Genomic DNA, 16403 nt, shown 5'->3' with positions numbered 1-16403 from the left:
TTTTTATAGAAAATTATAATCATTGTGCTATAATTGACAATATCATAAACTAAGAGGTATTAAATGAAAGATAATGAACAAAATGCAATTGTAAAAGCATTTCAATTGGCAGAAACTGCAAGAAATAATGCATATTCACCATATTCAAAATTTAAAGTAGGTGCTTGTATTAAAACTAAAGACAATTTATTTTTTCAAGGTTCAAATGTTGAAAATGCAAGTTTTGGAGCAACTCGTTGTGCAGAGCAAGCCGCAATAATGAACATGATATCATCTGTTGGTATACAAAAAATAGATTTTATATTGATTACAACAACTCCAGTAAGTGTCCCATGTGCAATATGTCGTCAAGTAATGTCAGAATTTTTCGACGAAAATACTAAAATATTAATGACAGACCCTAACCAATTTAACGCCACTCAAACAATCTCACAAACTTATACACTTAAAGATTTACTTAAAATTCCATTCAACAAAGAAGAGTTATCAAGAATATTTAAGGCAAATCAAGAAACATAAATTAAAATTTTGTGTAAAGAAAAATTTTAAGTATTAATCTAAAATACCAAGAGAAACAATAGCCCTAGCAAACTCACTCAATGTGTCATCCTTAAGAGCGCATGCTGAAGAATCAAACACTTCTAGTATGAGCTTTTTCTCATCAATGCTAAATTCATAATCCAAAACCTCTAATGACAAAAAGTTAATAATTGGAATAAATTTATCAATAAAAGCGTATATTCCCTCATTAAAGTCAAAATTCTCATAATAATAGTCAAATACACTCTTTAAAGCTTTTTCATCAAATATTTTAAAAAAATTATAAAAAATATGTTCAATATTTTTCACATTATTTATCAGAACTTCTTCTTTAGAAATAGCTCTTTTACATCTTTTAACAAAAAATTGAGATTGTAACATAAACATCCCTCCCACCTCATTTAGGATATTAATAAAATTAATTGAACATTAAAAAAAATAATGTTATCTTTACATATAATAGGATTATGCAATAAAAAAAAGGAAAAGTGCAAACATGATCAAAATAATCAACAATAAAAACATCAATAAATGCACTAACTTAAAACTTGCAAGCTTAAAAAAAGATGAAATTTACATAGTTTACACAGAAAATAATGTTGAAATGGTTTCATACCTGAAAGCCAAAATACAAAATCAAGAAATTAAAATTAATAATTTCTATATTGATCCAAATTTTAAAGCAGAGGGAATAGAAAGAGTACTAATTAATAACCTAGTTTATTATGGTAAAAAAAATAAACTACAAAAAATCTTATGCAAAATTAATGACATAAAAGAAGAACTTAAAAACCTAGGATTTGAAAATAACAATAATATATACGAAAAAGACTTAACTTATGAAACAAAAAAAAATACACTTATAATAAGAATAGGACTTATCTCAGTATTAGCAGAAGTAGCATCAATAACATCTAAACTTACTGTTGGAATTCTTTTTAACTCGTTTGCACTCATCGCAGATGCACTTCACGTTACATCCGATTTTATCCTATCTACAATTACTTATTTTAGTTTAAAAATTACAAATCGGCCTGAAACAATTTATTATCCTTATGGATATAAAAAAATGGAAAACCTGATAGCATTTATCATAGGATTAATCATCATAATCTCAGGATTTACAATATTTTTAAGCACAACAGGATTGAATAAATTAATAAACCTCAGAAATGAATCTGGATTACATATTCATCATAATGGCTATGATCACCAGCAGTATGATCATTATCACGAGGATAAAAAAAATATATTAGAAATATTTTCAAATAATTCTTTAAAAAAAAGCATCTGGATACCATTAATACCCTTTATATTTTTCTTAGTCAAGATAATCGAACATTTGGTAAAATTCCAAATCGGCAAAAGGTATAACAACTATTTGCTTTTAGCATTATCATCATCTGATAAGAATTGCATATTCTCTCATGGAGGAACTACACTAAGCTTATTACTTGCAAATTATGTATGGACAGGATTTGATAAAATAATATCTATATGTATTAGTTTTATAATGATCAAAGAAGGACTACACGTAATCATAAACAATGCTAATAAACTCCTTTCAAAACAAGACATAAACTTAAAAAGAAAAATAAAAAACACATTAAAAAATATTAATGTAAATTTCAAAGAACTCAACTTTTTTCATCAAGGAAATGACTTAAGTCTCCATGTCAAGCTAGATTTAAGCTATGAAAATGACTTAAAAAGTTTGATACAAAAAACAGAAAAAATAAAATACACCATAAAAAAATACCATAAAGAAATATGTGAAATATACATATTAATATAACCAAATAAGATTAATTGACACCTTAAATACAATTGTGTTAAAATGTATTGCAAGACGCAGGGTGGAGCAGTTTGGTAGCTCGTCGGGCTCATAACCCGAAGGTCGTAGGTTCGAGTCCTGCCCCTGCTATTTAAAGATGCGAGGAGTAAATGAATAGAAAAAATATAGCTAAAGGAAAATTGGTAAGACGATTTGGTGTGAATATCTTCGAACAGCCTAAATATGATAAATTGCTTAAAAAGAAACCTAATTCACCTGGAATGCACGGACGATCTAGGAGAGCTAAAGTTACAGAATATGGAAAGCAACTAATAGAAAAACAAAAGGTAAAATTCACTTATGGTGTAAGTGAAAGACAACTTACTAATATTTTCAAAGAATCAAGGAGACAGCATGGAGTTACAGGGGATAATCTTTTAGCATTACTTGAGAGAAGAATTGACAATGTTGTATACAGAGCTGGATTTGCTATTTCAAGAGCCCACGCAAGGCAAATAGTTTCACATGGAGTTATTATGCTTAATGGAAGAAAAGTTACAATTCCATCCATTACTCTAAGAGCAAACGATATGATACAAGTAAAAGAAAAAGATAGCCTAAAAAAATTAGTTAGATCCAACATAGAAAAAACATCAACTCTTAGAAAATTACCAACTTGGATAGAAGTAAATGCCGATGATTTAAATGTAAAAATAACTCGACCACCATCAAGAGATGAAATACCTACCCTTGCAAATGAACAAATGATTGTCGAATACTATTCCAAAAGAGCATAAATCATAAGGTTAGCATGGCTAATAACCATGCTACTTACTTTTTTTTTTCTTCTTAGTAAAATTTTTTCCAAAATTACCATTTGCAAAAGATGAAAAATTATTGTTAATTCTATTTTTAACAGAACCTTGAGAATTAAATGATGCCCTGCTACCTGAGGGTTTTCTAACTCCATCCTTCATATCTCCTCCTTAATAAATTCTAACATATAAAACTCTAAATAATATCTAAATAGTTAAACACCTCTCCCAAATTAGACACATACTTAACATCAATATTGTCCCTAATATCTTCTGGAATCTTAACATAATCTTTCTCATTATCCTTTGGAATAATAATTTTATTTATACCATTCCTATAAGCTGCAAGCACCTTCTCCTTAATACCTCCCACAGGAAGAATTGAACCTTTAAGAGTAACCTCTCCCGTCATAGCAAGATCTAAAGGCACTCTCTTATCAGATAGCACAGAAGCTATGGCTGTTGCAATAGTAATTCCAGCAGAAGGCCCATCTTTTGGTGTAGCTCCTTCTGGAAAATGAAGATGAATTTCAGGAATTTCATTTATATCAAAATTAAGCTCAGAAGAATAAGTTTTTACAACAGAATAAGCCAATTGTGCACTCTCTTTCATAACAGTCCCAAGACTACCTGTTAAAATAATATCGCCTTTCTTATCAAACTTAATAGCTTCAACAGGAAGTACAGCACCCCCATAACTTGTCCAAGCAAGACCATAAACAAATCCAGAAGAGTCAATTCTAATTAAATTAAACTTATATTCACAATTCACATAAAAATGAAAATTATTCATATTAATTATTTTATAAATACCAGGAACATCAGGATCATGAGTAAAGAGTAAATTATTGCCATGCATTAAGGAACTTGGAAAATAAAAATTTCCTTTAATTATGTCCTCCCTTGAGTAAACATAAAGTAATTCTCTTACAACCATTCTAAACAAATTAGTCAAAACTCTCTTTAAATTCCTAACTCCAGACTCCATAGTACAGTTTCTGATTATATGTAAAACAACATCATCTTCTATTTTTATATAGACATTATTTAAACAACTATCTTTAATTATAGTTGGTATTAAAAAATTTTTTGCAATTTCTAATTTTTCAACACAAGAATACCCTTCTATCTTAATAATCTCCATTCTGTCAAGAAGAGGTCTAGAAACCTCATAAAGAGAATTGGCTGTTGCTACAAATAACACATTAGAGAGATCATAAGGAATTTCTAAATAATGATCAACAAATCTGGAGTTTTGTTCAGAATCTAAAACTTCTAAAAGTGCTGCTTCCGGATTTCCCTTATAAGTACTGTTAATCTTATCTATTTCGTCAAGAAGAATTACGGGATTAGATTTTCCAGCAACTTTAATTGCATTAATAAAAACTCCCGGAAGAGCTCCAACATAAGACCTTCGATGGCCTCTAATTTCTGTTTCATCTCTTAACCCACCAAGGGAAATTTTTGTAAATGCCCTAGAAAGAGACTTAGCAATAGACAGAGCAACAGAAGTTTTTCCAGTACCGGGTGGACCCACAAGACACAAGATAGGTGCTTGAACTTTAGAATTAATATGATAGACGGCTAAAAAATTCATTATTTTTTCTTTAGTCTCATACATACCATAATGAGAATTTCTTAAAATAAGTTCAATTTCTCTTAAAGAATTCCTCATCACAGTATTTTCATTCCAAGGTAGGTCAAGTAACAATTCAACATAGTTCCTAACAATATTTGCATCTGGCGAATTCGTATTCATACGAGTCAATCTGGATATTTCCTTTTCAATTCTAGATTTAATATTTTCAGGAATATTTTTAAAGTTTAATCTTTCAAGATAATCAGTCTCATCTCTTCCTAATCTTTTCTGAATTTCCTTAATTTGCTCATTTAAAAAATATTCTTTTTGACCCTTATCAAGTTTAGTCTTAACCTTAGCCTTAATATCTTTCTTAAGAATTAAAAGCTCAGTCTCAATATTTAGAGTTATGATCAATTTTTCTATTCTAAGCTTAACATCTAGTTCTTGTAAAAGTTCTACTTTAATTTTATATTCCAAATTCACATTAGAGGCTATAACATCAACAAGCTTAGCTGGACTATCAAAAAAATCGTTACTCTCATCATTGTCTAGTTTTTTAACGGGCAAATAAGATCTATAAATATCATACGATTCTCTTAAGAATTTAGAATAAGTAAAAAGCTCATCATTAAATTCACATTTATCAGATATAAAATCAACTTTTGCTCTAAAGTAATTATTTTTTTTTAAAATGCTTTTGATAATAACTCTATCCTGAAAGGTTACTAAAATTTTTATCAAAATTTCAGTAACCTTTACAACTTGAATAATCTTTGCATAAAGACCAATAGAATATAAATTTTCTAAACTAATTTCGCTACTATTATCCGAGTTAAGATCATTAACACAAAAAAATAAGATCAATCTACCCTCTAACATAGACTGATATATTGCATTAATCGAAACACTATCATCAAAATTCACCCATAAAGTTACATTTGGGAAAAAAACATTCTGCCTTAAAACAATAACTGGAAGATCGTCTTTTTTAGAACTAATTAGATTGAGAATTGATTTCATAAAGTTCTTTTGCCCAAGGCTTATTAGCATGCCTCCCTGTCAAAATCAAGGGCTCAATATTGCTACTTAAAACAGACTCTTTAGTAACAATAACTTTTTTAATTTGCTTAGTTGAAGGTATTTCAAACATCACATCTTTAAGCACTTCTTCTAAAATAGAACGTAAACCTCTAGCACCTGTATTTTTAAGCATGGCCTCTTCTGCAATTGCATCAAGCGCATCTCTTTCAAATAATAGATCAACATTATCCATCTTAAACATATGACAATACTGTTTCACGATAGAATTTTCAGGTTCAATTAATACTTTAATCAGATCTTCCTTTTCTAACTTTTTAAGATAAGAATGTACAGGAAGCCTACCTACAAACTCCGGGATGAGTCCAAATTTAACCAAATCTTCCATTTCCAAGTATTTTAAAGAATTAACCTCTCCAGAATCTTTTCTACCAGCAGATGAAAATCCAATAGAACTTTTATTAATTCTTTTTTTAATAATATTTTCAAGTCCTACAAAAGCTCCACCACATATAAATAGTATGTTATGTGTATTGATTTCAATAGTACACTCATAAGGATGCTTTCTCCCACCTTTTGGCGGTACATTTGCAATAGTGCCTTCAATTATTTTTAATAAAGATTGTTGAACACCTTCTCCAGATACATCCCTTGTAATTGAAACATTTTCACCTTTTTTTGCAATCTTATCTATTTCATCTATGTAAATGATACCCCTTTCTGCAAAACTTACATCTCCATCAGCAGCATGAATTAGCTTAAGTAAAATATTCTCAACATCTTCTCCCACATATCCAGCCTCAGTAAGAGTTGTAGCATCTGCCATTGCGAATGGAACATTCATCTCAGCTGCTAACTTTTTTGCAAGTAAAGTTTTACCACTACCAGTAGGACCTACAAGCAATATATTAGATTTTTCAAGTTCAACCCCATTATCTTTCTTATTACCTTTAAATATCCTCTTATAGTGATTATAAACAGCAACGGACAATACTTTTTTTGCATCTTCTTGTCCAATAATATATTTATCTAAATGACTTTTAAGTTGTTTAGGAGTTGGAAGACCCTTTGAAGATTTAGGCCTTACAGGCTTTTCTGTTTCTTCTTTAAAAAGATTATGACATATTTTAGAACATTCAAAACAAATAGCAACAGATTTTGCTGAAATAATTCGCCCTTCAGCCTCTGCATTAGTACGTCCACAAAAAGAACACCCTTCAATTTTTTGATTTTTACTTCTTGCCATATCAAATCTCACCCACAATAAAACTAATTTCTTACCAAGATACCATCAATAATTCCATAATCAAGAGCATCTTTTGGTGTCATAAAATAATCCCGCTCAATATCAAGAGATAATTTTTCCTTAGATACTCCTATCTTATCAGACATAATATCTATTATTAATCTCTTAAGTCTTATAATTTCATTTGCTTGTATACTAATATCACTGGCTTGACCACCTATTCCACCCCAAGGTTGATGAATCATTATTCTTGAATACGATAATGACTCTCGTTTGCCTATAGCACCTCCTGCAAGCAAAAATGCAGCCATTGAAGCTGCTTGACCAATGCAGATCGTTCTTACATCTGGTTTGATATACTGCATAGTATCATAGATTGCAAGTCCTGCGGTAATACTACCTCCAGGGGAATTTATATAAACATATATATCCTTTTTAGAATCTTCAGACTCTAAGAAAAGAAGCTGAGCAATGACTGTGTCTGCCCTTATATCATTAATTTCACCACTCAAAAAAATTATTCTATCCCTTAACAATCTTGAATATATATCAAAAACACGCTCATAATTTCCAGTATGCTCCACAACAGTAGGAACTAAATTATGCATATATTCTCTTATCATTATTCACCTGTTTTATAATTAATAAAATCTCTAAAGGCAACTTTTTTAGGATTAATTTCCTTCACATTTTTTAAAATTTTATCTTTAACCTTTTGTCTTTTAATTTCATCTTTTAAAATTTCAAGCAAATTCTTCTCTTTATAAAATTTCTTAATCTCTGCAAGTTCCATCTTCGCATTTTCAGCCTGTTTAACAAGCTCCTCCTCTAAATCAGAATCTGTAACCTCTGTCAAATCATTATCTACTATTTTTTGAAAAACTAACTTAGACTTTAATTTCTTAAGTACATTTTCCTTAAAAACATCATTAATACCTTCTAAACCTGTAGAAGAATTGCTTAATTGCTCAAGATTAATCTTATTTTGATGTGAAAATTCGTTTAAAACATTTTTAAATTCAGCCTCAAACATAGAAGATGGAATCTCTATGTTTAGCTTCTCTGCAATATCAGATAACAATTTTGAAAGTTTGAGAGACTCACTTCTTTCTTTAATAAGCCTTAACATATTCTCTCTTATATGCTCTTTAAGATCCTCTAATGTATTAAAACTATCCTTAATATCCTTTGCAAAATCATCATCAAGCTCAGGAATATCACGCCTCTTTATATCCTTAAGAGTGATCTTTAATCTCTTAAAAGAATTAGCAAGTTCACTAAATTTATAATCCATACAATAATTTTTCTCTACTATTTTCTCTTCATCTTTTTTCATCCCAATAATATCATTATCAAATCCATAATAATTATTAGACTCGCCAACAGTAAAAACAAAATCTTGCCTTTTAGTTGTTAAAATCTCACCTAAGGAATCATCAAGCTCCACAAAATCTACTCTAACAATACTGCCTTCCTTAACATCACCACTATCCTCAACAACCATTGCATTTTCAAGTTGTAACAATTTAAGTTCTTCCTCCACATCAGAATTAGATACAAAAACTTCTGGAATTTCTACCTCAACATTAGATATATCAGGTAGCTCAAATTCAGGATAAGCTTCATAGACAACAGTAAATTCAAAATCTTTACCGCAATCTATCTCTAATTTCTCATCTAATATTTTAGGAACAGCATAACTTAATGGTTTATAAGTTGCACTTTTAAAAAATTCTTCTAAGGACTTATGAATAAGCTTCTCTATAGTGAGAGCTCTTATATTATCAGAATATTTGCCTTCAATAATACTAAAAGGAACTTTTCCTATACGAAAACCTTTAACCTTAAGACGAGAAGAATAATCTTGTAAAATCTCGTTGTATTTACTTCTAACAAACTTTTTTGAAATTCTAATAACAGCCTCAACCTTAGAACCGGGAATCAATTTTACATCATTATTTAATATCACACTATTCCTCTAATTAAAATGCACTAATACTAATAATTGCTAAATCCAAGCGAAAGACGGGATTTGAACCCGCGACTTCCACCTTGGCAAGGTGGCACTCTACCCCTGAGTTACTTTCGCATTTCTTGCAGAAGGTGGGACTCGAACCCACATGCCTAGGGCACTAGATCCTAAGTCTAGCGTGTCTGCCAGTTCCACCACTCCTGCATACCTTAGGTAGTATACAAAACTTAAAAAGCTTTTTCAAGTATAAAACTAACGTTTTACACCCAGCAGGATTCGAACCTGCAACCTTTGGATTCGAAGTCCATTACTCTATCCAATTGAGCTATGGGTGCTGTTTAATCAAAATCAAAGGTGGCTGACGGGACTTGAACCCGCGCTACCCGGAACCACAATCCGGTGCTCTAACCAACTGAGCTACAACCACCACTTATACTCAATTACATGTAAATTTATTTTATAAATATTCAAATAGTAAGTCAACTGAAATATATACTCAAAATCAAGCAAGATAAAAATACAAAATTTTATAAAGTCTCTAAACTTTTCTTCAAAAAATTATAAACTCTAATAGTTGAAGCAATATCAACCTGCTCTCTTGGTGTATGAGGAGCATTGATCCAAGGTCCAATTGTAACTGAATCTATCCCTCCAAATTTTGCAGATATTATTCCAGTCTCAAGACCAGCATGAATAACTACGGTTTTAGCCTCTTCCAAATACATATTTTTATACACATTATTAAGATGGTTTAAAAGTTTACTATTCTCAGCCGGCTTCCAAGAAGAATAATCATAAACTATTTTAAAATTAGCACCTGAGAGACTACTAATAGCCTTTAAATGATTAAAAATATATTCCTTCTCAATATCCAACAAAGACCTTATTGTAAATACAAACCGATACTCATTACCAACCTTTAAAAGACTAGCAAAATTTAGAGACGTTCTAATAAGTTTTTCACCATAATTTTCAACTTTTTGAACTCCATGCAAAAATGCCATACCCATATTTAAAAGCTTATCTTGATCCATATCATCCAAAACATCACCAGAAAAATTTACTCTTCTTAAAATAATTTCAAAATCAGAATCAAAAGTATACATCTCTTGCATATGACGTTTAAACGATTTTAATTCTTTCTCTAATAAAACATAATATTCAGCTTCAATTAATATTAATGCCTTTGCCTCTCTAGGAATTGCATTACTCTTATCCCCACCGGATATATACCCAATTTCAAATTCCATATTTGCCCTAATTGTACTCAAAGCAAAAAACATCAATTTCAAAGAATTTGCTAAATCAATATGAATATCAGCACCAGAATGGCCTCCCTTAAGACCTGTAAACAAAATTTCAACACCTGTTTTTTTTCTATTTTGTCTATATTGTGGCTCAAAGTTAATATGAACAAGTCGAGAACCAGCACAACCAACTAAAAAATAACCCTCTTCTTCTCCATCAAGGTTAATTAACATCTTCCCAATACATAAATTAGGATCAAGTCCAATAGCACCTATTAACCCTATTTCTTCATCAACAGTAAAGAGAAGTTCCAAAGCAGGATGTTTAAAAGTCAAAGACTCACTCATAATAGCAAGCATCATAGCAACTCCAATCCCATCATCAGCACCAAGAGTAGTGCCTGATGCAACAAAATACCCATTATCTTCAATGATGTTAATAGGATCTTTGGCAAAATCATGATCAACAGATTCATTTTTCTCACAAACCATATCTGTATGAGCTTGCAAAATAATAGGCAACATATTGCTACAGCCATTAGCCTTAATCTCAACTACAATATTACCAATACTATCTTCCTTAAAAGGATATCCAAATTTTCTAGCTTCTTCTTTAATAAAATTACTAATACCCTTTAAATTTTGTGAACATCTAGGAATTTGAGATATTTCCCTAAAATAACGAATTACAACATTTTCCATCTTGCTTCCCTAATAAAACCAAATTTACAATTAATAATTAAATATATTGATTATATGATACCCATAACATATCTCAAAAAATTAATCTCTAATAAACTAAGAATTAATATAAAACATACATTTTCTTAAAATTTTAACTCTATATAGAAAAAACCACTTAAGAGCTCTGGCTTTTCTACGCCTAACACCTGAAATAATTAAAAAATCTTAGCACCATCTGGATATTCCACAATAACCTTAAAATTTTCAGGAAAAACAAAAATCTTTCTGGATTTAGACTGATCAAAATCTTGTGCTACAACTGGAATACCATATTTGGTTAACGAATTAACGGCAAACTCTGAATTCTCAACACCAACTCTTATTGTCCCTTTGGCCATAAAATTAGCACCTCCAAAAAGTTTAGCCTTAAGATTACTTTTTGATGCACCATTCTCTATCATAGCATCAATTAACATAGGAATAGCATAAACTCCATATCTACCTTTATGTAAAACATTCACCACTGAATCAGATTTCACTAACACATAATGATTTACTCCTATAAGCCTACGCACCTCATCATAAAGCACAACAGACACACAAGAACCAAGTATTGTAGAAATAACTCTATCATTTGACACAAAAGCTTCACCTGGCACTATTATTGTAACATCTCTTTTCAATTTAAAATTAAAATGATTTAACATAAAACCAATTACTCTCTTAAAAAACTTTTATAAAACACCTATAAATACTATCAAAATTTCTAATTCTTAAACGTAACTAAACAAACAAGTTCAGCACCCCTAACTTAAAAATATCCAAAAATCAATCTTTCCACTACTTCATCATTTCTAAGTGGAGTAACTAACACTTCCATACTAAACCTAATTTACCAAAGTTTATCTCTTTCAAAAGACATTTTCAAAAACTATTTTTAAAAAAATACCGAACATATCTCATTATAGATCTTTTCTTTTAATTTTGCCAATGAAAGAAAATTGAGCATAATTGCCAAATCCATATTCAAATAATTTTTGTGCAATTAAGGCACGCTTCCTCTCTCCAATATTGTCAACTCCCTTATTAACTCCCAATATAACCGCTATTAATCTTATATCATCTTTTTTAGCTGTAGCAACTAAATTTAAACCAGATGTTTTAATATAACCAGTCTTTAATCCATCAGCATAAGGATAATTAAATATTAAAATATTTTTATTCTTTTGTTTTAAATTTAACATCTTTAAAGAAGAAGTATTAGCCAAATTTTCAGACCTTGGATAAATAAAATCTTTAAGAGAATGTATATCAAGTATAAATTCAAATTCTTCTATATAGGTTCTTGCAAACAATGCCATTTCTAACGCCGTAATCTTATTATTACCGCTATAACCCGATGTATCAACAAAATTCATATTTACAAGTCCCAAGTTTAAAACATTAATATTCATTAAATCAACAAAATCACTTAAATTTTTCCCAACTATAAATTCAGCAATTGCAATAGCAGCATCATTACCTGAGGAAATTATAAGACCTTTAAGCAATTCCTCGAAATTTACTTTGTGACCCTCTTCTAAAAACATCAAGGAAGAATCCAAAGGCAGATTATAATACGATGCAGAACTGCTAATAGGAACAATAGTCTTTAAATCCATATTTTTTTTCCTTGCCTCAACTAAAGCAGTATAAATAGTGACGAGTTTAGTAAGCGATGCTGGTGGAAAAACTAAACTTGGATTTTTGGAATAAAGAATACATTTGGTATTATAATCAAGCAAAACAACTGACTTAGCATCTTCCGTTACTTTTTTGATCTCAAGTAAATCAATTGAAAAAAGTTCACTAAATACACCTGATAAAATTAAAATTTTTAGAATAACAGGGATAATTTTCATAAAGTAACATTATATCATATATTATTGCATAAGAATTTGTTATAAAATTAAATGATAAATCTAAAAAGGAGCAAACATCTTATTATGAATTTTTATGATTTCATTAAAGCCTTAGTACCAATAACACTTATAATCATTGGACTTGGGATAATAAAAAAACCAGCATATTATGTGATACCAATATGTTTAATCATTACCATTGCAATAACCTTATTTGATAAGAATTTAGGAATAATCAATACAAGTCTTGCAATATTTGAGGGAACAATAATGGGAATATGGCCAATAGTGATTGTAATTATAGCTGCTATTTTCACATATAAAATGGCTGAAAGTCAAAATGATATAAAAATTATAAAAGCCATGTTATCAAATGTATCCTCTGATAAACGAATAATAGTTTTGCTTGTAGTATGGGGATTTGGTAACTTCTTAGAAGGAGTTGCGGGATACGGAACTGCAGTCGCCATTCCCGTATCAATACTAATGGCAATGGGATTTGAACCATTCTTTGCCTGTCTTATATGTTTAATCATGGATACATCCTCAACTGCCTATGGGTCAGTAGGAATCCCTATAATATCTCTCTCCCAAGCAACAGGATTAGATGTTAATATGTTATCATATGATGTCTCTTTACAACTCATCCTGCCAACTCTTATTATACCATTTGTACTAGTTATGCTTGTAGGAGGCGGAATTAAAGGTCTTAAGGGAGGAATGTTTATCCTCACACTCCTCTCAGGAGCATCAATAGCAATATCTCAAGTTTATGTTTCAAAAACCTTAGGCCCAGAACTTCCAGCAATACTTGGAAGCATACCCGCAATGGCAATAACAATAATTTATGCAAAGCTTTTTGAAAACAAAAATACAATTAATAACAACATAAAAGTATCAGTAATGCAAGGATTCCTTGCATGCTTGCCCTATATTTTAATAGTTTCACTCATAATAATTGTCTCACCACTTTTCTATGGAATAAATAAATATCTATCAAACTTTAAAACCACTCTTTCAATTTATCCAGGAGCAAATCCACTACAATTTAAATGGCTAACCTCACCAGGACCATTAATTATTCTTGCAACAGTAGTATCTTACTCAATCAGAGGAGTTCCTATAGTTGAACAATTAAAAATATTCGTACTTACAATAAAAAAAATGGCATTATCTTCTTTTGTAATTATCTGCATAGTATCAATATCAAGATTAATGACACATAGCGGCATGATAAAAGACCTTGCAGATGGCATATCAACATTAACAGGCACATTATACCCATTATTTAGCCCATTAATTGGAGCTCTGGGCACTTTCCTTACAGGAAGCGATACCGTTTCAAATGTTTTATTTGGACCATTGCAAACACAAATTGCAGCAAATATTGATGTTAATCCTTACTGGCTTGCAGCCGCAAACACAACAGGAGCAACAGGAGGCAAAATGATCTCACCTCAAAATATTACAATAGCAACAACAACAGCAGGACTTATTGGACAAGAAGGAAAATTACTATCAAAAACCATAACATACGCTCTTGGCTATATTTTTATATCTGGCATTTTAGTTTACTTCTTATTATAAATATAAATAAATGATAAATTTAAATATTTAATAAATAAGACTAACAAAGTTATTATGTTGGTCTTATTTAAAAATAATAACTATAAAAATACTTGAATTTTTATCTAATAATTAATATCATTAATATCCAAAGATAAAAATCATGTCATTTAAAACTTCTAATAAAACCCTAAATTTAACAACAAAGGAGATATAAAAGTGAATAAAAAAATATTAAATAAAACAATATTATTATGTATCTTTATGTTTATATTAAACACTGTTACAGTTTTTGCAGATGATATAAATAAAGATACATCTAAGTCAAACCCATGGAGTCCTAAACTAACATTCGAAAATAGTAGCGAATTTAGATTTGATATGGATGAGCTCATTCCTGGTTTGGAAAATAAAAGCCAGCTAGGACTTAAATTTGTACCATATGAAACACATAATGAAATAGGAAAACATGATCCTTTCTCAGCTTACATCAAAGTAGAGGACCTCGTGTTAAAGGCTCAGGGCAAAAAGGATGCCATACTCAAACTCGATGTAGGAAGCATTACAACACAAATCAACATATATGATTTTTACCTTAAAATGGAATCAATGACTGATTTTGATTTTAACCAAGAATCATTATTTAGTTTCGCACCAATGACTAGTATGCAAAGCGAATATTACGGTTTTCCAAGCAATGATTGCGCTACAAGAAGAACAATCCTTGCAAGAAGTACAGCAAAAACAATAGGAACACTTCAGTTTGGATATACTTTTCCACAATTAGAACTTTTGCTTGCAATTGGGGCAACAGGAACAGGAAACAGAAACTACAAAAAAAATGCTAACGATTCCGAAGAAGATAAAAAGAAAAAAGACGAAACTCCTTACAACAATACATATCAAGGTATACTTTACGGAACAAAAGTGAAATGGACACCAATGAAAAATGAACTAGCACAATACAGCTCAGATGTCATTGCAGAAATTCCATTTGAATTACATTTTGGACTCTCAGGAGCAATCGGAAACTCAACATTTAATAATTCATCAATAACATACGGACTTAAAGACAAATCTGTTATAGGCTCAGATCTTGTCAGTCCAACTTTATCAAACGCATCTATAATGGCCTCTATTGGATTTACTTATAAGCTTGGTCTTACAAAAATCAATGACAAAAATACCTATCTCTTAATACAAACCGGCTCTGATGTAGGAATAGATCCATTTGCTAGCGATTTTTCTATACTTGGACACATCTCCAGAAAGGCAAATACAGATGACAAAAACCAGTTTGATCCAACAGGAAACAAGCTTAATTTTGATAAAAAAAGAAGTACCAACTTTGCATTTTCTGTAGGAACAGGTATCGGTTTTGCCTGGAATAAAGATGACGGTGAACAAGAATCATGGTCAATTAGCGGTGGTAATTCCTATAATACGAGAATATTTGGTGCACAAGACAAAAAATCCGGAATTGGACTTGGAATTACCTATGGAAAAAATCTATATAAACCTACATCTTCAAACAAAATAATACAGGACATAGCTGCAAAATCATTCCAAACTTTTAATGCCGAAATTTCAACTTACGAAGACAACACAAAAGGACTTATTCCTGGTCTTGGATGGATAGCTTCACTTGGAATTTATGATCTATTAAAAGAACAACCTCAATCAAATGATATAATAACTACTCTTACACCAAAGACTAATAATAATCAAACTCAAACCCAAACTCAAACAGTTGCATTTACTGAAGCGACTAAGATTGGGGGTGCTTTATACATAGATTACGCAATACCTGTAGAATCCATATCACCAACAACACATATAATCCCATATGTAGGTACCCATATTCTAGGATCACTTAAAGGTTCAGATAAAAGCATATATCTAAAAGCTGGGGTAGAATTAGACAATTTAATCAAATTGACCAAAATATCACTTGGATGGGATTCAAACAATCTTTTCGCAACAAAAGACCAAATGGGAAGTGTTTTCTTACAATTTGCAGTGGCTTTTAACGAATAAA

General features: G+C 30.5%; 13 protein-coding genes, 5 tRNA genes and 1 pseudogene. 6 read left to right on the top strand and 13 right to left on the bottom strand.

Features of this window, described 5'->3' with window-relative positions:
* The first annotated feature begins 63 nt into the window (after window positions 1–63).
* Complete coding sequence (gene cdd, locus bpSLO_RS03120; RefSeq protein WP_025375611.1) at window positions 64–519, top strand: cytidine deaminase; 456 nt, start codon at window positions 64–66, stop codon at window positions 517–519.
* Between the two features lie 33 nt (window positions 520–552).
* On the opposite strand, the gene bpSLO_RS03115 is transcribed toward cdd, so the two are convergent.
* Window positions 553–921 (bottom strand): hypothetical protein, encoded by a 369-nt coding sequence (locus bpSLO_RS03115; protein ID WP_025375610.1) that lies wholly within the window; start codon window positions 919–921, stop codon window positions 553–555.
* Window positions 922–1036: 115 nt separating this feature from the next.
* On the opposite strand from bpSLO_RS03115, the gene bpSLO_RS03110 reads away from it, so the two are divergent.
* From bpSLO_RS03110 to rpsD, 3 genes are all read left to right on the top strand, one after another.
* On the top strand, window positions 1037–2335 hold the full coding sequence (locus tag bpSLO_RS03110; protein WP_025375609.1) for a cation diffusion facilitator family transporter: 1299 nt from the start codon (window positions 1037–1039) through the stop codon (window positions 2333–2335).
* Window positions 2336–2390: 55 nt separating this feature from the next.
* Window positions 2391–2464, top strand: a tRNA-Met gene (locus bpSLO_RS03105).
* A 20-nt stretch (window positions 2465–2484) separates the two neighbouring features.
* On the top strand, window positions 2485–3111 hold the full coding sequence (rpsD, locus tag bpSLO_RS03100; RefSeq protein WP_025407349.1) for a 30S ribosomal protein S4: 627 nt from the start codon (window positions 2485–2487) through the stop codon (window positions 3109–3111).
* A 30-nt stretch (window positions 3112–3141) separates the two neighbouring features.
* On the opposite strand, the gene bpSLO_RS03095 is transcribed toward rpsD, so the two are convergent.
* The 12 genes and pseudogenes from bpSLO_RS03095 to bpSLO_RS03040 form a co-directional block, all read right to left on the bottom strand.
* Complete coding sequence (locus bpSLO_RS03095; protein WP_172797963.1) at window positions 3142–3291, bottom strand: hypothetical protein; 150 nt, start codon at window positions 3289–3291, stop codon at window positions 3142–3144.
* Between the two features lie 34 nt (window positions 3292–3325).
* Window positions 3326–5731, bottom strand: coding sequence for an endopeptidase La (gene lon / locus bpSLO_RS03090; protein ID WP_246989793.1), 2406 nt, complete (start codon window positions 5729–5731; stop codon window positions 3326–3328).
* A complete protein-coding gene (gene clpX, locus bpSLO_RS03085) occupies window positions 5706–6995 on the bottom strand; it encodes an ATP-dependent protease ATP-binding subunit ClpX (protein ID WP_025375606.1) in 1290 nt (429 codons plus the stop codon). Before clpX ends, lon begins: the two co-directional genes overlap by 26 nt.
* A 23-nt stretch (window positions 6996–7018) precedes the next feature.
* Window positions 7019–7603, bottom strand: a complete 585-nt coding sequence (gene clpP / locus bpSLO_RS03080) for an ATP-dependent Clp endopeptidase proteolytic subunit ClpP (RefSeq protein ID WP_025375605.1) — start codon at window positions 7601–7603, stop codon at window positions 7019–7021.
* Window positions 7604–7617: 14 nt separating this feature from the next.
* Window positions 7618–8964, bottom strand: coding sequence for a trigger factor (tig, locus tag bpSLO_RS03075; RefSeq protein ID WP_025407350.1), 1347 nt, complete (start codon window positions 8962–8964; stop codon window positions 7618–7620).
* Between the two features lie 48 nt (window positions 8965–9012).
* A tRNA-Gly gene (locus bpSLO_RS03070) sits at window positions 9013–9084 on the bottom strand.
* Between the two features lie 6 nt (window positions 9085–9090).
* Window positions 9091–9171, bottom strand: a tRNA-Leu gene (locus bpSLO_RS03065).
* 57 nt (window positions 9172–9228) lie between these two features.
* Window positions 9229–9302: transfer RNA gene (locus tag bpSLO_RS03060), tRNA-Arg, on the bottom strand.
* 18 nt (window positions 9303–9320) lie between these two features.
* Window positions 9321–9394, bottom strand: a tRNA-His gene (locus tag bpSLO_RS03055).
* Window positions 9395–9494: 100 nt separating this feature from the next.
* Complete coding sequence (gene pepD, locus bpSLO_RS03050) at window positions 9495–10916, bottom strand: beta-Ala-His dipeptidase (RefSeq protein ID WP_025407351.1); 1422 nt, start codon at window positions 10914–10916, stop codon at window positions 9495–9497.
* Window positions 10917–11113: 197 nt separating this feature from the next.
* On the bottom strand, window positions 11114–11605 hold the full coding sequence (locus tag bpSLO_RS03045; RefSeq protein ID WP_025375602.1) for a chemotaxis protein CheD: 492 nt from the start codon (window positions 11603–11605) through the stop codon (window positions 11114–11116).
* Between the two features lie 254 nt (window positions 11606–11859).
* Window positions 11860–12799 (bottom strand): annotated as a pseudogene (locus tag bpSLO_RS03040) (D-alanyl-D-alanine carboxypeptidase family protein); the annotation flags it as partial.
* Between the two features lie 84 nt (window positions 12800–12883).
* On the opposite strand from bpSLO_RS03040, the gene bpSLO_RS03035 reads away from it, so the two are divergent.
* Window positions 12884–14386, top strand: coding sequence for a lactate permease LctP family transporter (locus tag bpSLO_RS03035; protein WP_025375601.1), 1503 nt, complete (start codon window positions 12884–12886; stop codon window positions 14384–14386).
* A gap of 243 nt (window positions 14387–14629) precedes the next feature.
* Window positions 14630–16402, top strand: a complete 1773-nt coding sequence (locus bpSLO_RS03030) for an integrin-binding adhesin P66 family protein (protein ID WP_038447992.1) — start codon at window positions 14630–14632, stop codon at window positions 16400–16402.
* The last annotated feature ends 1 nt before the right edge of the window (window position 16403 follow it).

The sequence above is a fragment of the Borrelia parkeri genome, assembly GCF_023035815.1.
GTDB classification, from domain to species: Bacteria; Spirochaetota; Spirochaetia; order Borreliales; family Borreliaceae; genus Borrelia; species Borrelia parkeri.
This window is presented reverse-complemented; position numbering and strand designations above follow the sequence as displayed.